The organism is Flavobacterium aquariorum, from assembly GCF_003254745.1.
Classification (GTDB): domain Bacteria; phylum Bacteroidota; class Bacteroidia; order Flavobacteriales; family Flavobacteriaceae; genus Flavobacterium; species Flavobacterium aquariorum.
On sequence record NZ_QKXH01000001.1, the window covers coordinates 609,260 to 630,378 of the forward strand.

13 protein-coding genes are annotated in these 21,119 nt (G+C 36.8%); 11 read left to right on the forward strand and 2 right to left on the reverse strand.

Translation table 11 applies throughout. The annotated features are described in order from the left end of the window. Positions 1 to 238: 238 nt before the first annotated feature. Both atpD and DOS84_RS02575 read left to right on the forward strand, forming a co-directional pair. Positions 239 to 1,750 carry a F0F1 ATP synthase subunit beta gene (gene atpD / locus DOS84_RS02570; protein ID WP_111408535.1) on the forward strand — a complete coding sequence of 504 codons (1,512 nt, stop codon included), beginning with the start codon at positions 239 to 241 and terminating at the stop codon, positions 1,748 to 1,750. Positions 1,751 to 1,828: 78 nt separating this feature from the next. Continuing rightward, entirely contained in the window at positions 1,829 to 2,110 is a 282-nt protein-coding gene (locus DOS84_RS02575; protein ID WP_111408536.1) for a FoF1 ATP synthase subunit delta/epsilon, read from the forward strand. A gap of 154 nt (positions 2,111 to 2,264) precedes the next feature. On the opposite strand, the gene DOS84_RS02580 is transcribed toward DOS84_RS02575, so the two are convergent. Then, positions 2,265 to 2,846, reverse strand: a complete 582-nt coding sequence (locus tag DOS84_RS02580; RefSeq protein WP_111408537.1) for a DUF4136 domain-containing protein — start codon at positions 2,844 to 2,846, stop codon at positions 2,265 to 2,267. 839 nt (positions 2,847 to 3,685) lie between these two features. Between DOS84_RS02580 and DOS84_RS02585 the strand changes: the two genes are divergently transcribed. The 6 genes from DOS84_RS02585 to DOS84_RS02610 all read left to right on the forward strand — a co-directional run bounded on the left by DOS84_RS02585 (position 3,686) and on the right by DOS84_RS02610 (position 10,205). Beyond that, positions 3,686 to 4,807: a hypothetical protein gene (locus tag DOS84_RS02585; protein ID WP_111408538.1), complete on the forward strand. Its 1,122-nt coding sequence runs from the start codon at positions 3,686 to 3,688 to the stop codon at positions 4,805 to 4,807. A gap of 57 nt (positions 4,808 to 4,864) precedes the next feature. Further along, positions 4,865 to 5,629 carry a porin family protein gene (locus DOS84_RS02590; protein WP_111408539.1) on the forward strand — a complete coding sequence of 255 codons (765 nt, stop codon included), beginning with the start codon at positions 4,865 to 4,867 and terminating at the stop codon, positions 5,627 to 5,629. A gap of 26 nt (positions 5,630 to 5,655) precedes the next feature. Continuing rightward, on the forward strand, positions 5,656 to 6,792 hold the full coding sequence (locus tag DOS84_RS02595; RefSeq protein WP_111408540.1) for an aminotransferase class I/II-fold pyridoxal phosphate-dependent enzyme: 1,137 nt from the start codon (positions 5,656 to 5,658) through the stop codon (positions 6,790 to 6,792). A 123-nt stretch (positions 6,793 to 6,915) separates the two neighbouring features. Then, positions 6,916 to 7,536, forward strand: coding sequence for a dethiobiotin synthase (gene bioD / locus DOS84_RS02600; RefSeq protein ID WP_111408541.1), 621 nt, complete (start codon positions 6,916 to 6,918; stop codon positions 7,534 to 7,536). 53 nt (positions 7,537 to 7,589) lie between these two features. Further along, positions 7,590 to 8,861: an adenosylmethionine--8-amino-7-oxononanoate transaminase gene (gene bioA / locus DOS84_RS02605; protein ID WP_111408542.1), complete on the forward strand. Its 1,272-nt coding sequence runs from the start codon at positions 7,590 to 7,592 to the stop codon at positions 8,859 to 8,861. Between the two features lie 189 nt (positions 8,862 to 9,050). Next, entirely contained in the window at positions 9,051 to 10,205 is a 1,155-nt protein-coding gene (locus DOS84_RS02610; protein WP_111408543.1) for a beta-ketoacyl synthase N-terminal-like domain-containing protein, read from the forward strand. A 195-nt stretch (positions 10,206 to 10,400) separates the two neighbouring features. Here the strand turns inward: DOS84_RS02610 and DOS84_RS02615 are convergent, their stop codons facing one another. Then, positions 10,401 to 10,874, reverse strand: coding sequence for a regulatory protein RecX (locus DOS84_RS02615; RefSeq protein WP_111408544.1), 474 nt, complete (start codon positions 10,872 to 10,874; stop codon positions 10,401 to 10,403). Positions 10,875 to 11,605: 731 nt separating this feature from the next. Between DOS84_RS02615 and DOS84_RS02620 the strand changes: the two genes are divergently transcribed. The 3 genes from DOS84_RS02620 to DOS84_RS02630 form a co-directional block, all read left to right on the forward strand. Continuing rightward, entirely contained in the window at positions 11,606 to 16,984 is a 5,379-nt protein-coding gene (locus DOS84_RS02620; protein WP_111408545.1) for a LamG-like jellyroll fold domain-containing protein, read from the forward strand. A gap of 841 nt (positions 16,985 to 17,825) precedes the next feature. Continuing rightward, a complete protein-coding gene (locus tag DOS84_RS02625; protein ID WP_111408546.1) occupies positions 17,826 to 19,562 on the forward strand; it encodes a T9SS sorting signal type C domain-containing protein in 1,737 nt (578 codons plus the stop codon). 378 nt (positions 19,563 to 19,940) lie between these two features. Continuing rightward, on the forward strand, positions 19,941 to 21,119 hold a 1,179-nt coding region (locus tag DOS84_RS02630), incomplete at its 3' end, for a glycine-rich domain-containing protein (RefSeq protein WP_341537923.1).

Sequence of the window (21,119 nt, forward strand, 5' to 3'; positions counted from 1 at the left end):
AAACCACCCGTTAATCAACGTGGTGGTTTTTTTATTTTTTGGCTAAGAACGAGATGTTTTGATAGTTTGAAACTGCTTAATAATCAATTCGATAAAAATTTAGCTTTTTTTATAAAAAAAAATATTGATTTTATATTTTAAAAAATTATCTTTGCACTCTGAAAAAAGTATCCATTCGATGAGATTCGATGGGCTGTATTTCATAAACCTAAATAGCTATTTAATAAATACATAAGTAATGTCAAAAGTAATAGGAAAAGTTGCCCAAATCATTGGACCAGTAGTCGATGTAGTTTTCAACGGAAAAGATGTTGAACTTCCAAAAATTTATGATTCATTAGAAATCACAAAAAAAGACGGAACGTTATTAGTTCTAGAAGTACAATCTCACATCGGTGAAAACACTGTTCGTACCATTTCGATGGATTCAACAGATGGTTTGAGCAGAGGTTATGAAGTAGTTGGAACAGGAAATCCTATCCAAATGCCAATCGGTGCGGATGTTTACGGTCGTTTGTTTAACGTAATTGGTGATGCTATTGACGGTTTGCCAGCTTTACCTAAAACAGGTGAAAACGGAACTTCAATTCACAAACAAGCTCCGAAATTCGAAGATTTATCTACATCTTCTGAAGTTTTATTTACAGGTATTAAAGTAATCGATTTGATTGAGCCTTACTCAAAAGGAGGTAAAATTGGATTGTTTGGTGGTGCTGGAGTAGGTAAAACAGTATTGATTCAGGAGTTGATCAACAATATTGCAAAAGGGCACGGTGGACTTTCTGTATTCGCAGGAGTAGGAGAAAGAACACGTGAAGGGAATGACTTACTTCGTGAGATGTTGGAGTCAGGAATTATAAAATACGGTGAGGAATTCATGCACTCTATGGAAAATGGAGGATGGGATTTATCTAAAGTAGATTTACCTGGAATGAGAGAGTCTAAAGCTACTTTCGTTTTTGGACAAATGAATGAACCTCCAGGAGCTCGTGCTCGTGTGGCACTTTCTGGATTATCTATCGCTGAATATTTCCGTGATGGAGCAGGTTCTGATCAAGGAAAAGATGTATTGTTCTTCGTTGATAATATCTTCCGTTTTACACAAGCAGGTTCTGAGGTTTCGGCTCTTTTAGGTCGTATGCCTTCTGCGGTAGGTTACCAACCAACATTGGCAACAGAAATGGGTGCGATGCAAGAGCGTATTACATCTACAAACAAAGGTTCTATTACATCTGTACAAGCGGTTTACGTTCCTGCGGATGACTTAACTGACCCGGCGCCAGCAACAACGTTTGCTCACCTTGATGCTACTACTGTATTGTCTCGTAAAATTGCTGAGTTAGGTATTTATCCTGCGGTGGATCCATTGGATTCTACTTCAAGAATCTTGGCACCTCACATTATCGGTAACGAGCATTATGACTGTGCACAAAGAGTAAAAGAAATTCTTCAAAAATACAAACAATTGCAAGATATTATCGCGATTCTAGGTATGGAAGAGTTGTCTGAAGATGATAAATTAGCGGTTTCAAGAGCTAGACGTGTACAACGTTTCTTGTCTCAACCTTTCCACGTTGCTGAGCAATTTACAGGATTAAAAGGTGTATTAGTTGATATCAAAGATACTATCAAAGGATTTAACATGATTATTGATGGTGAATTAGATCACTTGCCAGAATCAGCTTTCAACCTTAAAGGGACTATTGAAGAAGCTATCGAGGCTGGAGAAAAAATGTTGGCGGAAGCTTAAAATCAGTTTGTAGTTTACAGTTAAGCAGTATTCAGTTTTACTCATAACTCATAACTCATAACTTATAACTAAAAAAATATGTTATTAGAAATAGTATCACCAGAAGCGAAATTATTTTCAGGAGAAATCACTTCTATTTCTGTTCCAGGAGTAGATGGTCGTTTTCAAATGTTGAATAACCACGCGCCAATAGTTTCATTGTTGCAGAAAGGAACAATTAATATTACTGCTCCTGCCTTTGATTTAAACGAAGAAACTGCCAGTTTATTTACCAAAGTAAATGATCAAAATTATACTTTAGAAATTGCCTCAGGTACTCTTGAGTTAAAGGATAATAAAGTAATTGTTTTAACAGATTAAGACAATTCAGCTCTTAAAATGAAAATGCCTGACGAAAGTCGGGCATTTTTTTGTTTAAAATATTTTTGAAAACAGTTGATTTAATTTATCATTTTGAATAAATCATTCAAGGGTTATATCCATATGGTATAATTTCAGAAATAAAGTATTAGATTTATTTTTTAGCTGCTCCGGGAGGGAAACCTGCCATAATGCTTTTTACGGAACTATTAATAAATTCTTCAGGATTGTCTGGTTTGTTGTCAATTTCGGCATTACCAATACCCTGCCAAACTAGTTTGTCGGTTTTTGTGGATATAATATCAATAACCAAGGAGCCGTCAACATAATTATAAGTGTTAAATGTTGTCGAGCCTCCTCCCATCACTGCACCTCCACCCCAATATCCGTAAGGGCGATACATACCACCATAACCATAGTAATTTGAATTGGCAGTAACCTGTGTTTTGTTTTTTAAAATCGCTACTGCATTTACTTTTAAATCCGGATTATCACTTGTTTCTTTAAAACCTTTGGCAGTCATTTCTGCGCGAATTGCTTTTGTAACTCGATCTACGTTTAATTGGTTTACCTGGCCTTTCTGTGCACTCAAATCAAAAGTTGCAAAAGTTTTGAATTCGCTAAAATTAACTGCGCGGTCATAATCCTGAGTAACGGTTACGGTTGGGCCACAGCTAAAAAACAATCCCAAAAACAGCATTGGGATTATACCTAATGTTCTTTTTTTAATGTTCATTTTATTAAATTTTAAAATTGATTTAATTGTTAATAGTCTATAGATTGTTATTTTGGATGTCTGTTGCAATAGGTAGACGACTTTCTTTAATTGCGTCCTACATTTTAACATAATCCGGATCATTTTAATCTGCATCCAAAACTGAAAAATGCGATAATGTATCGGCGAATTCATCATTTTTTCCATATAACCAAACAATCCAATTTTACTCCTTTTTTAGTAAGGCTCAATCAAATTGATTATCTTTTTTATCTAAGAATTTATCATACATAGATTCAGTTTAATTGAAATTTATCCTCTTTTTAAAATCCAAATAAACGTACTAACGTATTGATTATTAGTGTTAAATTTACTAAAATTTAAAACACCATAAAAGGGATTTTGATTTAAAAATACTTAGTTTTATGAATTAACTCTCAATTCGTATCAGTCGAATTGTTTTAATTTCTGACGAAGCTTAAATTATTTGCCTAAGATTACGTTTTTCGAGTCTTCTTTCATGTTAATTATACGCCGTCTGGTTTTTGAAGCTGGACGTAAAAAAGTGTGTCTTTTTCCTGATGGCTGTATTCTCTAACAGAATCATTCTGGTTTATTAAATTAGTTTGAATTGTGAAGTGCTGAAAAGGAAAATTATTTTTAAAACAGATGTTTGTCTCCTCTCTTTTTATAAAACATTTCAAAGGTGTAGGATTAGTTTGCTGTATATTTATCTGGCTTTTTTGCAACTTACAGTTTAGGAGTCAATTAAATGTATTGTCTGTAGAGGTTTGACCAATTATTTTTTTAACTTTACGTTATGAGTTTTTAAAGTGTCAGGTAATTTAAATTTTTAGAAAATGAAAAATAATAAATTTTTAGTATTTCTTTTTTTATTAATAAGTGCTATAGGTTTTTCTCAGGTATACACCAATAAAGTGGTGGGTAAAAAAAACGCAGCACTGCTTGACAGTCTTAAAGTAGTGGAGTATCCGTATGCTTTGCCTATATGGGGTGAAAAGGCAACACAAAAAGGTTATCAATTACCATATTCTGCGGGTCTTTCGGTTAATTACTTTTGGCAAGAATCAGATTTAACGATAAAGAATTTGGAAGTTGGGTTCAATAATGGGCCTATGTACAATCTGGATCAAATCATACGTTTTAATAGTGCCGTAGCATCTGGATATGCAGTCAATGTTAGGCCTGATGTTTGGTTGTTTCCTTTTTTGAATGTATACGGTATTTTTGGAAAAACTAGAATGTCTACTACGATAGATGCAGGTGTTTGGGTTCCAGATGCCGACAATAATTGGTCACAAGTAACTTCTTTTAAGTCCAAAGCTGATTTCGAAGGTACTACATTTGGATTAGGTATAACGCCAACAATTGGTGTCGGAGGGGGCTGGTTTGCCTTGGATATGAATGTGGCATGGACTGATATTAATTCACTTGATAAACCTGCTATGAGTTTTGTTTTTGGTCCGAGGTTGGGAAAAACATTTAAACTTAATAAACAAGATAGTAACATTGCTGTTTGGGCTGGTGGATTTAGGGTGCATCTAAAAAGCGGAACAAATGGTTCATTGGCTTTGTCAGATGTTTTGCCACTCGATGGAGCGCAAGCAAAAGTCGATCAAGGTTTGGCTACTGTAAATGATAAACAAGCCCAAGTGGACAATTGGTGGAGTGGGTTATCCAATGCTGAACAGGCGAAACCGTCCAACAAAGCAAAATACGAAACGGCGAATAGAGCATTAGAGACAGCCGGAAACCTTTTGAACGGTATTGACGGGGCGTTAAGCACGGCCGAAACTTCTACGGTACAATATTCTCTTGAAAAAGCGCCAAAAGATATGTGGAACTTTGTTTTAGGGTCCCAATATCAATTTAACAGGCATTTTATGCTACGTGCTGAATGTGGATTTTTAGCAAGTCGTACCCAGTTCATGACAAGCCTTCAATATCGATTTGGGTTGTAATTTAACGATTCACAAAAAAGTGAATTGGGAATCAGCAAAATTAATCAATAACAACACATGAAAAAAAGTATCTTCTTCATTGCATTATTTTTTAGTTTTCATACTGCTGAATCCCAAGTGATAATGTCCTTAATCTTTGGAGATAAATTGAATTCTCCTAATATTGAATTTGGTTTGGAAGGAGGTGTCAATTTTTCGGCTATTTCAAATCTGGATTCGGATTATAGGAGGGATTTCAATTTGGGTTTTTATTTCGATTTTAATCTAAAGAACCCTTCCTGGATGTTCAACACGGGAGTAATCGTAAAATCGACAATGGGTGCCAAAGACATAGCGGTTTATTCGTTGAATGACGAGAAATTAGATGCTGTATTTGCTGAAGGTTCTGTCAAAAGAAATATAAACTATTTTAATGTTCCTTTGATGATTAAATATAAGTTTGACAATAACATTTATGTAAAGGCAGGTACGCAATTGGGGCTTTTGTCCACGGCTAATGATTTGTTCCGTCAAAATTATAATGGGGAGGATGTCGAGTATAAAAACAATATACGCGACAAGATTCATGTTGTCGATGCCGGTTTGGTAATTGGCGCTGGGTATCGAATAAAAACCAAGTACGGTATGAATGTTGGTTTGCAGTATTATTATGGATTGGTTCCGCTTCTAAAAGGGGATGACAGTCCAACCCAATACAATCGCTCCCTTTATATAACTGCGGGATTGCCTATAGGAAAAGGCAAAGCAGGAAAAAGGGCTGCCGAAAAGACAGCCGCCGAAAAGAAAGCATCGGAAGAAGGAACCTCTTTTCCTAAAAATTAAGTAGGTTTTTTTATAACTTTGCAGTTATGAATTTTCCAAAAAAACTGTCCGATAAACTAGAGTCACGAAGACAAAACAAATCATTACGTATTCTTCCGCAACCTAATGATTTAATTGATTTTACTTCGAATGATTATATCGGTTTTTCAAAATCGGAGGTGATTTTCAATGCCACCCATCAATTTTTATTGGATCATAACATAAAGAACAACGGTGCAACGGGTTCGCGATTAATTTCCGGCAATCACACTTTATATACCGTAACCGAAAATTATATTGCCCAATTCCATCAATCGGAATCAGCATTGCTGTTCAATTCGGGTTATGATGCCAATGTGGGTTTCTTTAGCTCTGTTCCCCAAAAGGGCGATTTAATTTTGTACGATGAATTGTGTCATGCTTCCATTCGGGATGGGATACAATTGTCGAATGCTAAGTCCTATAAATTCAAGCACAATGATTTTGAGGACTTGGAATCGTTGATAAATAGGAATCCTAATATTTTAATTTACATCGTAACGGAAACTGTTTTTTCGATGGATGGCGACTGCCCAAATTTGGAAGAATTAGTTGCCGTTTCGGAAAAACAGAACTGTTATTTAGTGGTTGATGAAGCGCATGCTTTGGGCGTTTTTGGAGAAAAAGGAGAAGGATTGATCCAGCATTTGCATTTGCAGGATAAAATATTTGCCCGAATTATGACTTTTGGTAAAGGTTTAGGATGTCACGGTGCAGTGGTTTTGGGTTCCAATGAATTGAAATCGTATCTCGTTAACTTCGCACGAAGTTTTATTTATACCACAGGACTTTCTCCCCATTCGGTAGCTACTATTTTAATGGGATACCATTATTTGGAAAAAGATAAAAATACACTGGAGGCACTTCGGGATAATATTGTTTTTTTTAATCAGGTAAAAAAAATGTTGTACTTGAGTCCGCTTTTTATTCGAAGTAAATCGGCTATTCAAAGTGTTATTATTCCAGGAAACGAAAAGGTTAAAAGTATTGCTGCTACTTTACAACAAAATGGTTTTGATGTTAAAGCGATACTGTCGCCAACTGTTCCCGAAGGACAGGAGAGACTGCGTTTTTGTTTGCACAGCTTTAATAGCAAAGAAGAAATAACCAAAGTATTGACGTTGTTGAGTAGCTTTGTATATTAAAGATGAATGTCTGAAATTATTACACAAAGGTTCACAAAGAGAAAGCGCAAAGAGAAAGCGCAAAGACACACAAAGAAATTATTAAACAAAAATCTTTGTGAATCTTAGCTAAACTAAAAAAAAATGAAACTATTTATTACAGGAATTTCTACCGATGTAGGCAAAACGATTGCCTCTGCCATTATTGTCGAAGCTTTAGAAGCGGATTATTGGAAACCCATTCAAGCGGGTGATGTTGACCATTCCGACAGTCATAAAGTCAAATCTTTCATATCTAATAAAAAAACAATAATCCATCCGAACAGCTATTTGCTAAATACTCCAGCAAGTCCGCACCTTGCAGCTGCAATTGACGGAGTCACTATTGATTTGAAGCAAATAAAAGAGCCAATAATCCAAAACCATTTGGTTGTAGAAGGAGCAGGAGGAGTTTTCGTGCCTTTGAATGATACAGATTGCGTTATCGATTTAATCCAACGCGATTATAAAGTGATTGTGGTCTCAAGGCATTATCTGGGAAGTATCAATCATACCTTGCTTACGGTCGAATCCTTGCTTAATCGTAAAATAGTGATTGGAGGAATTATTTTTTCAGGTGATGAAAATCCGTCAACCGAATCTATAATTCGGAAAAAGACTGGAATTAAATGTATTGGTAGAATAGAGCAAGAGCCTTATTTTGATCAAAATGTAATCAAAGAATACGCTGATCGATTTAGAGAGAATTTGTTAAAACTTCAATAGCAATAGCAATAGCAAAAATCAATTTCAATCTGGAATTTAATATCAAGAATCTAATGACTTTAATCGAACGAGATAGCCAACATCTTTGGCATCCTTATACACAGCATAAAACGGCTGCACTTCCAATTGCTATCACCAAAGGAGAAGGCGCTTTGCTTTGGGATGAAAACAATAAACAATATATAGACGCCATCGCTTCGTGGTGGGTGAATCCATATGGGCATTCCAATAAGTTCATTGCCGATGCGATTTATAAACAGTTGACAACATTGGAACATGTTTTGTTTGGAGGATTTACTCACGAACCTGCAATTATTTTGGCCGAAAAACTATTGGCTATTTTGCCAAATAATCAAAAGAAAGTGTTTTTCTCGGATAATGGATCTACATCTGTTGAAGTGGCAATCAAAGTGGCTTTACAGTATTTTTATAATAAAGGCGAAAAGAGAAAAACGATTATAGCTTTCGAAAATGCCTTTCATGGTGATACTTTTGCCGCTATGGCCGCTAGTGGAATTTCGTTTTATACGCAGGCATTTCAAGGAATGTTTATTGATGTGGTTCGGATTCCCGTGCCTGTGAACGGGCAGGAGCAATTCAGTTTTGATGCCTTGCATGAAGTAATCAAGAATAATGATTGTGCAGGATTTATATTTGAACCCTTAGTGCAGGGAGCTGCGGGTATGGTGATGTATCAACCCGAAGCATTGGACAAATTGCTTCAAATTTGCCAAGAAAATAATGTCCTTACGATTGCCGATGAGGTAATGACGGGTTTCGGGAAAACAGGAAAAACTTTTGCCTGTGATTATTTGACCCAAAAACCCGATATGATGTGTTTGTCTAAAGCCTTGACGGGTGGAACGATCCCGATGGCAATCACGACTTTTACTTCAGCTCTTTTTGATGCGTTTTATGACGAAGATATCAACAAGGCATTATTTCACGGACATACTTTTACCGCAAATCCGACGGGTTGCGCTGCAGCTCTGGCAAGTCTTTCTTTGTTGGAAACCGTAGAAATGCAACAAAATTTGATCCGAATCAATAAAGGCCATTTGGATTTCAAAAAGCGGGTTGAAAACCATCCCATGGTTACGGCAAGTAGAGTGCTGGGCGTTATTTTTGCATTGGAAATAAAAACAGAAACTTCGGCAAGCTATTACGGAACGCTACGCAATAGGCTCTATGATTTTTTTATTGAAAATGGGGTGATTCTTCGTCCTGTTGGGAACATCGTTTATATTTTGCCACCTTATGTGATTACAGATTCACAATTGCAAAGAGTGTATGAAGTGGTCGAAAGTGCTTTGGAAATAGTTTAGAAATTAATCACTAAGACTACTAAGAAGGCACAAGGCTCATAAAGTTTTTATTTGAAATAAATTTAATGCAATGCCCTAATAGATTTTCAATAGTGTCCTTAGTGACTTCTTAGTGGATTTCGTGTTTAAATAGTTCTCATTTTTAAGAAAAACTTTGCGACCTTTGCGGTTAAATCAGAATAGAATATTTTGTCACAAATTATCTCCATAACAGCAATAGCTTCCATTTCGTCATTAGGAAATTCATCGGAAACGATTTGGAAAAATTATCTATCGGACAATCCTTGTTTCTCGACACAATTTTTGGATCATCAAAACACGGCCGTTGCTGCACTAGATGAAGATTCCAAGACAGAAGTCGAAGTGTTACGGCAATCGGATATAAAATACAAATCCTTAGATAAATCGGTATTGTTTGCGATGGTGGCTTCCCGCAAAGCCATGGAAAAAGCAGGCTGGACAAAAGGAGCTGAATTTGGAATTAACATTGGATCTTCTCGCGGTGCAACCGACTTATTTGAAAAGCATTTTCAAGAATATTTAGAAACAGGAAAAGCTCAAACTTTGGCTTCGCCAACGACCACTTTGGGAAATATTTCCTCCTGGGTGGCACACGATTTACAAAGTGAAGGCCCTGAGATTTCGCATTCCATTACATGTTCTACAGCTTTGCATGCCGTACTCAACGGTGTGGCTTGGTTAAGGGCGGGTATGTCCGATAAATTTTTGGTTGGTGGAAGCGAAGCTCCTTTGACGGATTTTACAATTGGTCAAATGCGAGCCTTGAAAATTTACTCCAAGAGCGAAGAACAATATCCCAATAGAGCTTTCGATTTGGACAAAAAGCAAAATACCATGATTTTGGGTGAAGGTGCTGGAGTATGCTGTCTTGAAATCGGAAAAAAAGAAAATGCCATCGCATTTATTGAAGGTATTGGTTATGCGACCGAGATTTTGGAACATAATATTTCGATTTCTGCGGAAGCAACTTGTTTTCAGAAATCGATGAAAATGGCACTGGAAAGAATTGATATTTCTGAAGTGGATGCTATTGTCATGCATGCTCCCGGAACGATAAAAGGAGATTTGACTGAGTACAAAGCAATTGAGAAAGTCTTTGGCGAAAGCCTGCCTTTGTTAACTACTAATAAATGGAAAATCGGGCATACTTTTGGTGCTTCTGGTATTTTGAGTATGGAAATGGCCATTTTGATGATGCAACACAATCAGTTCATCGGAGTGCCTTTTGCGGAAGCGCAAAAACAAACGAAATCCATAAAGAAAGTTTTGGTTAATGCTGTTGGTTTTGGAGGGAATGCGGTGAGTGTGCTTTTGAGTTTGTAAAAAAGGTTAACCATGTAAGTCATATAAGTAAATAGAAGTTTTTTTAATATTGGTTGTGACTTATAGCTTTAAAAATTAACCGATTATTAACGAAAGAAAAAATATAACCATATAAGGATATAAGTTCATGGAAGTTTTCGAATATCAGTTATATGAACTTATATGGCCTATATGGTTGAAAAAAAGGGTTAAAGATTAATTTTCATTCTCCAGTTCTTTCACCTTGTCATAAATCAAATTGCTTTCAAATCCTCGACGAAGCATATAATCGCAAAATTTCTTTCTTTTTTTGAGAGCATTGGTTTCTGTAATGGATTTCCAATTTCTTTCGGCGAGTTCCTCAAACGTGGCAATATATTCTTCGGGTTCAATTTCTTTTAGGGCAAGATTGATCAAGGTTTGATTAATTTTTCTAATTTTCAGTTCGTTCGTAATTCGGATTTTTCCCCAATGCTTGATGCGATGTTTTCCTCGGGCAAAACTACAAGCAAACCGAGCCTCGTTGAGAAAATTGTGCTCAATAAGATGCACGATGACTTCGTCTATTTCGTTTGGATCTAGTTTCATACTCCACAATTTCGATACCACTTCTTCGTGACAGCGCTCTTGATAGGCACAAAAATGTTCAATTTTTAATTTGGCTTCTTTGAGGGAATAGACTTCTTTCATCGTAAAATATCAATTTTGCATTGGTTTTGCTAAAGCAAAAGTAGAACATTCCTTTTGGATGGAGAACTTGTTTTTTAATGTGTTTCAGATTCAATATCCAAAATTAAATACGATTAATGTAGTTGACAAAGAACTGTATTCTGTCACACAGATTGAGAGTCATAACTTCTAAATCAATAAATTTTTATTATCGATGAAAATTTATTGTAGTTGCATTAACCCTATTTCGGATTCTACTTCTTTGTTTCGAATATTGTTGGAACTCATTCATGTCATTGATGTGTCTTATTATAATATTTAGAAAGTTAAATACTATAATATTAAAAAAATAATGTATTTAATCGATAAAATATGCTTTTATTCGATTTATTCGGTTTCGTTCACTAGATTTGGTACGGTTAAGAATATTATATTTTAAATACTTAAAATCAGTCAATTAACTTTTGTTGGTGAAGTTGTATAATCTTGTTTTTTTAGCCATTTTTTAGATTGTTACAATTTGTTATTATACAGTTGGTTGTTTCAAATTTTTTATTAGTTCTGTCTATTAGAGGGACTAAATTAAATATATGATAGCATTATATGTATAACCGTTTTAGCTAAATTGGAATGAATGGGATTATATAGAAACAGTGATAAATTTCAATCCTCTTTCTCTTTTTTACCTCAAAATTATCTTGTTTAATAAATCAATTCGATATTGAATGTAGATTTTAACACCCATAACTGAAATGAAAAAACTATTACTTTTAATTATTACACTCTTTTTGATTTCGCAAATATCCTTTGGGCAGGCGGCAAGCAGTTATTATTTTACTGCTGTATCAGGGAGTTATATTCCGCTTTCTGGAGTTTCTGGGGTTGTTGATACGTCACTTGGAGCAACGGCTGATGCGGGAGTGTCTACGAGTATTACCTTACCATTTGCATTTACTTTTGCAGGTACAGCTTATTCCGCTATAAAAGTATCGCCCAATGGCTGGCTTAGCTTTGGTGCTGCTACGGTAACCGATGCTCAAAACAATACAAATTCACTTGTGAATGCGGGTGTTGCTAAGCCTGTTTTATTTCCCTTGTGGGATGATTTGATGTGTACCGCAAAGCCTAGATACATAACGACGGGGATTTTTCCTCATAGAAGATTTAAAGTAGAATGGAGTCAGCAAAAATGGAATGCTCAATCTCCAGGAGATGTAATTTCTTTTCAAATTTGGTTTTTTGAGACTACAAATGTTATAGAGTTTTTATATAATCAAGGAGCTACAGCAGTAACGAATAATTCAAGTGGTGCTTCAATAGGAATTTGTGATGCAAACGGTAAATATTTAACACTTACTAATTCCGGAACAACCCCAACAGCAGAATATAATACATTTACAACAAGCATTAGCACCAAGCCGGCAACAGGACAAATTTATAGATTTACACCACCACCTGTCACCGGTCTTGAAGCCAGTAAATATTGCTTTAGTACAAAAACAGTAACCTATGGGATTTTAACTGGAACCACAGATGTTGTAGGGATAACGGCATCAGAAGATGATGCGGTTTCCAATGCCGTTACCTTGCAATTTCCATTTACTTTTGGAGGGGCCGTTTATACAGACGTGAGGGTTTCCAGTAATGGATGGCTTAGTTTTGGAGCGGCGGCAGTTTCAGCTAGTCAGAATTATACAAATACTGCTGCTAATGCAGCTTTATCCAAACCTATTTTGATGCCTCTTTGGGATGATTTGAGGGGTACAACAATTCCTAGATATGTAACAACGGGAGTGGCTCCCAATCGAATTTTTAAATTAGAGTGGTATAAACAAAAGTGGGATTATCAAAATACAGGAGATGTAATATCGTTTCAAGTATGGCTTTATGAAGGATCTAATAGGATTGAATATATTTATAATCAAGGAGCAGCTGCGGTAACTAATGCTTCGGCTACTATTGGTATTTATGATGCAAATAGTAATTATTTGACATTAAGTAATTCGGGAACAAGTCCAACTGCCCAAACTGGAATATTTACTGCGGCTATTGCAACAAAACCAGCTTCAGGACAAGTGTATCAATTTACGCCACCTCCTATAATAGCTTATCCGGGTAACGCTTATATTGCCATTGGGAAAGTTGGGGTAACGCAAACTGGAGCTACAGGAGGTATTTATACATCCTCGCCTACCGGATTGAGTTTGAATTCTTCAACAGGAGAAGTGAATTTAGCGGCAAGTGCTGGAGGAACTTATACAATAGTTTATACAGTGAGTGGTTGTTCTAATGCAACTGCGGTTATGACTATTTTTCCTTTGTTGCCAATTCCTACCGCTACGGTGATAGAGGCTTCTTGCTCAACAGGTACTGATGGCACCATCACCATAACAAATATGAAGAACGCCGTAAAATTTATTGCAGCCGATAATGATTATATAGATTTGGGAAGTCCTTTACTTTCTAATAAAAGTGCTTTCACTATTGAAGGTTGGATAAAATTTAACATAGCTGATGTTACAGGAAGGATGAGTTTGTTTGGGCAAAATGATGCCATCGAGTTTGGTTTTGCAAATTCAACAACCATAGAATTATGGACTGCAGCAACTGGTTCAGTAACCGCTGCACTTCCGCCTTCTTTGGGAGATGGAGCGTGGCATCACGTAGCGGCGGTAGGAAACGGATCCACAGTCAAAATTTATTTGAATGGAGCTAGTGTTGCTGTAACTGGGGGAGTAGTTACGACTGCAAACTATGGTAGCTCAAGTTCGAATGCAAAAATAGGAAGTGGCGTTTTTAATGCTTCGGGTGATTCTTTTACGGGGCAGGTAATGAAATTAGGACTTTATAATACTGCACTTTCTGCTATTGGTATAACCTATATGGCTATTGGGCCTACTACTTATTCGGGTTTTGAAACGGGCATTATTTCTGGTTATAATTTTTTCGTAGGATCTGGAACTACTTTGTTTTCCTATCCTTCTGGAAACAATGGAACTTTTCAAAATACTCCTGATTGGGTAGATCCATATACCTATAACTGGCAAAAAACTGGTGATGTAAGTTTTTCGGCTAATACAAAAAATTTAACGAATTTATCTCCCGGTGAATATAAAGTTACTGTTTCGCTAATAGGAGTGAGTAGTCCGAATGCTGCCAGTTTTACGGTTGGATCTGCACCTATAGTAGTTGCATTGGCTGGTACAGGGGCAAATTGCAGCAATAGCATTACTGCAAACTGGACGGCATCTGCTGGTACAATAAGTTATTCCTTAGATGTTTCCACAGATAGTGGTTTTACAACTTTTGTTTCTGGGTTTAATGATTTTAATGTTGGCAATGTAACCAGTTATGTGGTAACAGGATTGCCTCCGGGGAATATTTATTACAGGGTTCACAAACACAGTAGTTGCGGAGAGAGTTCTTATTCTAATGTAATTACTTATGCAACTTTACAAATAAATGCGCCAACTGCTATAGATGCAAGTGACGTTTTGTGCAACGGATTTACTGCCAATTGGAATCCCGTTTCAGGAGCTACAGCTTATTATTTGGATATATCCACAAATTCGTCGTTTAGTACTTTTGTGTCGGGGTATAATAATCTGAGTGTAGGAAATGTTAGCTCTCTTGTTGTTACACCATTAGCGTCGGGATTTACTTATTACTATAGAGTACGATCTTCAAACGCAACTTGTGGCACGGTTGCCACATCTTCAAATGTAGTTCAAGTTATAATTAATACAGGTCCAACGGCACCAATCGTGGGATTAATACAACAAATCTCGTGTGCTGTGCCTGGAGGTAGTGTAGCTTTAAGCGGATTGCCATCAGGGAGTTGGATTTTGAACTTCAATACTGGAGAATCATATTCAGGTAGTGGGACAACTATAACCATTCCTGGGTTAGCAGCTGGGACTTATACTTGTGCAGTTTCTGAAGGGGTATGTTTTTCTCCTAATTCTTCTAATATTGTTATCAATGCATCTCCAATTTCCTTAACATCCTGGAATGGAACTTTATGGTCTAATGGGACTCCAACAGCTTTAAAACGTGTTGTTTTTAATGGAGGAGTAAGTGATGTTTTTACAGTTGGTACCGATTTGAGTATGTGCTCTTGTCAAGTTAATTCGGGTTCAATCATTGTTAATTCGGGAGTTGTACTGTCAGTACAGGAAAGTCTTGATGTTTTGGCTTCGGCCAGTTTTATTTTTGAAAATAAAGCGAGTTTAATTCAAGTGGATGATGCCGCAGTAAATACCGGAAAAATTGTCTACAAGCGAGAAACTACGCCGATGAAGAATTTTGATTATACGTATTGGTCGTCGCCCGTGCAGGATCAAATGCTAAATGTTTTATCTCCTAATACTTTATCGGATAAATACATGAGTTATTCGATGAATAAATGGGTGATTGAGCCGGCAGCAAACACCATGAATCCTCCAGGAAAAGGATTTATTATTCGTGTTCCGAAGCCGCAATTTTGGCCAAATCCAGTGGCAGCTACTTATATTCAGCCGGTACAGTTTGAAGGGATTCCTAACAATGGAGCTTACACCTTGCCGATTGATCCAACAGGGTATAGTAATCTGATTGGGAATCCATATCCTTCTGCTATAAGTGCCGATGCTTTTTTATTGGAAAACAGCATCAATAATCCTAGGCTAGAGGGAACGATTCGTTTTTGGACACACAATACAGCTGTTACTAATTTGAAATATTCGGGAACGGATTATGCTTCTTATAATTATCTAGGAGGAGTGGGAACCAGCGGTAATTTTGTGGATGCAAACGGGAACGGTATTATGGATGCCGGAGAAGAACAAATTGTTAATAAGCCTTTAGGATATATAGCTGCAGGACAATCTTTCTTTGTGAAAAGTGCTACTGCAGTGGGGCCTGTTGTTTTTAACAATGGCATGCGTGTAGGGACTTCAGGTAAAAACGCTCAATTTTTTAAAGGGACTAGTTCCAAAACTGCTGCCATTGAGAAACATCGAGTTTGGTTGAATCTAACCAATACAGAAGGGGCTTTCAAGCAAATGTTAGTGGGTTATGCCACAGGGGCAACCAATGGTTTTGATAGTGTCTTTGACGGAAAGTCACAAGACAGCAACAAATTCATTGATTTTTACAGTATCAATGAAAATACCAATTTTGTGATTCAGGGGCGTGCGGTTCCATTTGACAAAACGGATAAAGTGCCATTGGGTTATAAAACGACTATCGAAGGAGCTTTTACGATAAGCATTGACGAAGTAGACGGGCTTTTGGCTACACAGCCTGTTTTTGTTGAAGATAAAGTGACTAATGTCATTCATAATTTAAAGGACGGACCTTATTCATTCACTACAGCGGTAGGGGTTTTTAATGATCGTTTTGTGTTGCGTTACAAAGACAATACGCCAGTTGTAATTCCTCCTGTGGTAGTTGAGCCTCCAGTTGTTGTCGAACCACCAGTGGCTGTAGATCCTCCGGTTGTGGTTGTGACTCCTGTGGTAGTTGAGCCACCAGTAGTTGAGCCACCAGTAGTTGTAGGGCCAGCCGTTGTTGTAACACTACCAGTGGCTGTAGATCCTCCGGTTGTGGTTGTGCCTCCTGTTGTAGTTGAGCCACCAGTAGTTGTAGGGCCAGCCGTTGTTGTAACACCACCAGTGGTTGTAGCTCCTCTGGTTGTGGTTGTGTCTCCTGTTGTAGTTGAGCCACCAGTAGTTGTAGAGTCACCCGTTGTTGTAACACCACCAGTGGTTTTAGATCCTCTGGTTGTGGTTGCACCACCGATTATTGTAATACCTCCCGTAGTTGTAGAACCACCGATTGTTGTAACACCGCCTGTGATAGTAATTCCTCCGGTAAGTGGTTTGGATCCAACATTGGAAAATCCATCTTTCGGCAAAAAAGATAAATCAGTTATTGTATCAGTAAATGATCATCAAATAAAAGTCAACTCTTTTGATGAGGCAATTGCCGAGTTGATCGTTTATGACCTGAGAGGAAGATTGCTTTATGAGAACGGTAATGTGAATAAAAACGAGTTTATTATTCAGAATTTAACCTCAAGTGATCAATTTTTAATTGTTGTAACTCAATTGGTAAATGGTAAAATGGTTACTCAAGGAATTATTTTTTAGGAAGAATTAATGTAAGATCATTTTATTTTTAGGCTGCTCGAATTGCATTTTCGAGCAGTCATTTATGTTCTCGATATTTAATTTTGTATCTTCTGGTTATCACGGACTACCATCATTTATTGTAGTTGTAAATATTTATTTTTTCTTTAAATTTTTTCAGTCTGCCCGTATCGATTCAGCATTTTTGATAGCCTATTTTTTGGTATGTTCAAATATGGGCCAAATGATTTTTTAATATTAAAAGCACGAATGAATTGTGACAATCGATAAATATTTCAGTTGAATTAGTAATTGGAATTCTGCTCCTCCTTTTTCCATTGTCAGAGCATTTTATCTCAGAATTGTTATGCAAGAATTTCAGCTCCCTCTTGAATTGTCGAGGCATCGTCTCTGACTTTATTGTTTCTATGTATCTATCTTATTTTATTTAAATTGTTTTTATATTTTAAGTAAGTTAAATACTATATATATTAATATTTGATGTATTTAATCGATAAAATGTGCATTTATTCGATTTATTTGATTTCTTTTTTTAATTTTGATATAGTTACTAAGAATTAGTTTAGTCTTCAAAACCAGTCGATTAATTTTATTTAAAAAAGGCTTGGTAAATTAATTTAAGAGGATTTTTTTGAAAGGCTAATTCTCTTTTAATTGTCATTTATTTCTAATCAGACTAATTTATTTATTAATAATGGGGATAGCTAATTTGACTGCAAGAGATTAATAATCGACAAGGTCAGCAGATCATAAAGGTTTGAACGTTTATTAAAGCGCAACAAAAAGCTCCCTATTTTCTATTAGATACATCACTATTGAATAACATATAAAACATAATAAAATGAAAAAAACTCTACTTTTAATTATCGGATTCTTTTTGATTTCGTTAATGTCATTTGGAAAATCAGCTAGTAGTGATGATTCTAAAGTGCTACATGGGGGTTATATTTCACTTCCAAGGAATTTCGGTGCCGAGGGCTCTTTTTTTAAAGAAACAAAATCAAATGCTGTTGCCATAGAGAGACATCGCGTTTGGTTGAATTTAACAAATGATGAAGGAGCTTTCAAGCAGGTATTAGTTGGATACATTACAGGAGCAACTAATGGTGTTGATACTGCATATGATGGTTTGAGTATAGACAGTAATAAATATATTGATTTTTATAGTAGAATTGATAATCAGAATTATGTGATTCAAGGACGTGCCTTGCCATTTAATGAAACAGATAAAGTGCCATTAGGTTATAAAACGGCTATCGAGGGAACTTTTGAGATAAGCATTGCTAAAGTGGATGGTCTTTTTGCGACTCAAAATGTTTTTGTAGAAGATAAAGTGACTCATATTATACATAATTTAAAGAACGGATCTTTTTCATTTACCACTGGTATAGGTGTTTTCAATGATCGTTTTGTGTTGCGATATACAGATGATGCTCCGGTAATGCCGCCGGTTGTGCTTGAGCCACCTGTTGTTGTAGTACCTCCTGTTATAGTGGATCTGCCAGTAGTCACAGTCGACCCTCCTGTTATCATGCCTCCTGCAGTAGTTGAGTCACCCGTTGTTGTAACACCACCTATTGTTACTGAGCCTCCAGTTGTGGTTGATTCGCCTATAGTTGTTGAACCAGTTGAGGTAGTAATACCTCCTATTGTTGCTGAGCTTCCAATTGTTGTTGAGTCTCCGGTTGTAGTTGAACTTCCTGTAGTTGTAGAACCAGTAGTTTCTGTAGCTGAGCCAATTGCATTTGAGCCTTCAGTAGTGGTTGATTCACCAGTTAATGTAGCAACAGAGGTTGTTGTTGAGTCTCCGGTTGTTGCTGTAACAGAGCCAATAGTTGCCGAGCCTTCAGTAGTGGTTGATTCATCAGTTATTGTAGCACCAGAGGTTGTTGTTGAGTCTCCAGTTGTTGTTGAACTTCCTTTAGTTGTAGAACCAGTTGTTGCTGTAGCAGAGCCAATTGCAGTTGAGTCTACAGTAGTAGTTGATGCACCAGTTATTGTAGCACCAGAGGTTGTTGTTGAATCTCCAGTTGTAGTTGAACTTCCTGTAGTTGTAGAACCAGTAGTTTCTGTAGCTGAGCCAATTGCAGTTGAGTCTACAGTAGTAGTTGATTCACCAGTTATTGTAGCATCAGAGGTTGTTGTTGAGTCTCCAGTTGTTGTTGAACTTCCTGTAGTTGTAGAGCCAGTAGTTTCTGTAGCTGAGCCAATTGCAGTTGAGTCTACAGTAGTAGTTGATTCACCAGTTAATGTAGCACCAGAGGTTGTTGTACAACTTCCAGTAATTGCAGTACCTCCGGTGATTGTTTTGGATTCGACTTCAAAGAATCCATTATTAGATAGAAAAGAAAAATCAGTTGTAGTATCAGTAAGAGATCATCAAATTAAAATAAACTCCTTGAATGAGATTATGTCTACGGTTGTGGTTTATGACTTGAAAGGAAGAATGCTTTATGAAAATGGCCATATCAACGATAATGAGTTTATCATACAAGAATTGAATTCCAGTGATCAATTTTTAATTGTTGTAACTGAATTGGCTAATAAAAATAGAATTACTAAAAAGATTGTTTTATAAAGAATAAGTGAATTAAAATTATTTTATTTTTAAGCTGCTCGAATAGTACTATTCGAGCAGCTTTTTTATGTTGTACTATTCTTACTTTATTTGTTTTTTAAAACTATTTCAATTTAATATAGTTTTACTTAAAAAAACTGTAAGATTAAAACATACAAAAGCGTTAAATAACAGCATTTTAACTAAATATTTTCAGTTTTATCGGCAACTTTTTTTACCGCTAATTTTTAATGCTTAATTTTACCGCGTATAAATACGTGTTTTGGCTTTGATATGCAAAAATATCACGTAAAAAAGTGCTACATTCGTTATTAAAAATATATAAAGGATGGCCTCTTTTTGAAGAAATGTATTATGCCCCAAATACCCCCAAATCCTATGAATAGAATTTTACTTTTATTTACTGCCGTTTTTTTATTGTCTATAGGTTCTTATGGGCAGTCCCAAATTTTTATTGCTTCTGGAACTTTTATTGCACCCGCTGGTGTTACAACTGTTAAAGTTGAATGTTGGGGAGCAGGTGGAGGTGGAGGTGGTGCTACTAGTGGTTGGGCTATCTCGGCTGCAGGTGGGGGGAGTGGTGGTGCTTATACTAGAAATAATGCAATTTCGGTTGTGTCAGGTAATAATTATACTGTAAATGTTGGTATCGGCGGTGCTGGAGGTACAACTTCGCCAACTGTAAATGGATTTTCAGGAGGGTCAAGCTGGTTTAATACAACAGCAACCTTACTAGCAGTTGGAGGTAATGGTGGGCAATCAATATCTGGTAGTGGTAGCGGAACAGGTGCCGCCGCCGTATCAAGCGGAAATTCAGGAGGCACAACCAATTGGTATGGTGGAGCCGGTGCTAATGGTAATGCTGGATCTCTATATTCTGGGGGTGGCGGTGGCGGTGCCAATTCTACTAGTACAGGTAATTCAGCTAATCAAGATAATGGAGGTGCTCCTAATATAGATGGAGGTACTGGAGGTGATGGATTAAATGGCGCTACTGGTGTAGGTGGCTCAGGATCCATTCCTGGTGGTGGTGGTGGTGGTGCAGGAAGTTTTCTTAGTACTTTCGCTGGTGGTAAAGGTGGTGATGGACAAGTTAGAGTTTCTTGGACTTGCCCAACTTATAGTTTAACAAGTATTTCGGTTTCTCCAACGACACTGTGTATAGGAAGTACCACTGTAGTTACTTTGAATGGTTCAGCCGTAGGATTGCCAAAAGGTATTTATACGGTTACCTATGATGCTGGTTTAATCACTGGTTTAACAGCAACTATGACAGTGTCAACTGCGGGATCTGGCAATTTTACTTCAGCAGCTTTAAATACGGCCGGTTCTATAACTATAAAAATCACAAAATTAGAATCTGGTCCAGTAGGGGGGTCGTGTCCTTCTTCTATTTCTTCGGGTAATACGGCTGTGGTTACCGTAAATCGAGCTCCGGCAGGATTGAGTTATACCGTTGCTTCACCAAGTTATTGTGTTGGAACAGCAATCACTGCTAATAATGCATCGCTAACAACAGCAGGAAGTCCAGCAGCTACTTATGCGGTTAGTCCAGCT

Coding starts and splice junctions, on each gene's coding strand:
- atpD (WP_111408535.1), top strand. CDS start 239: ATGTCAAAAGTAATAGGAAAAGTTGCCCAAATCATTGGACCAGTAGTC.
- DOS84_RS02575 (WP_111408536.1), top strand. CDS start 1,829: ATGTTATTAGAAATAGTATCACCAGAAGCGAAATTATTTTCAGGAGAA.
- DOS84_RS02580 (WP_111408537.1), bottom strand. CDS start 2,846: ATGAACATTAAAAAAAGAACATTAGGTATAATCCCAATGCTGTTTTTG.
- DOS84_RS02585 (WP_111408538.1), top strand. CDS start 3,686: ATGAAAAATAATAAATTTTTAGTATTTCTTTTTTTATTAATAAGTGCT.
- DOS84_RS02590 (WP_111408539.1), top strand. CDS start 4,865: ATGAAAAAAAGTATCTTCTTCATTGCATTATTTTTTAGTTTTCATACT.
- DOS84_RS02595 (WP_111408540.1), top strand. CDS start 5,656: ATGAATTTTCCAAAAAAACTGTCCGATAAACTAGAGTCACGAAGACAA.
- bioD (WP_111408541.1), top strand. CDS start 6,916: ATGAAACTATTTATTACAGGAATTTCTACCGATGTAGGCAAAACGATT.
- bioA (WP_111408542.1), top strand. CDS start 7,590: ATGACTTTAATCGAACGAGATAGCCAACATCTTTGGCATCCTTATACA.
- DOS84_RS02615 (WP_111408544.1), bottom strand. CDS start 10,874: ATGAAAGAAGTCTATTCCCTCAAAGAAGCCAAATTAAAAATTGAACAT.
- DOS84_RS02620 (WP_111408545.1), top strand. CDS start 11,606: ATGAAAAAACTATTACTTTTAATTATTACACTCTTTTTGATTTCGCAA.
- DOS84_RS02625 (WP_111408546.1), top strand. CDS start 17,826: ATGAAAAAAACTCTACTTTTAATTATCGGATTCTTTTTGATTTCGTTA.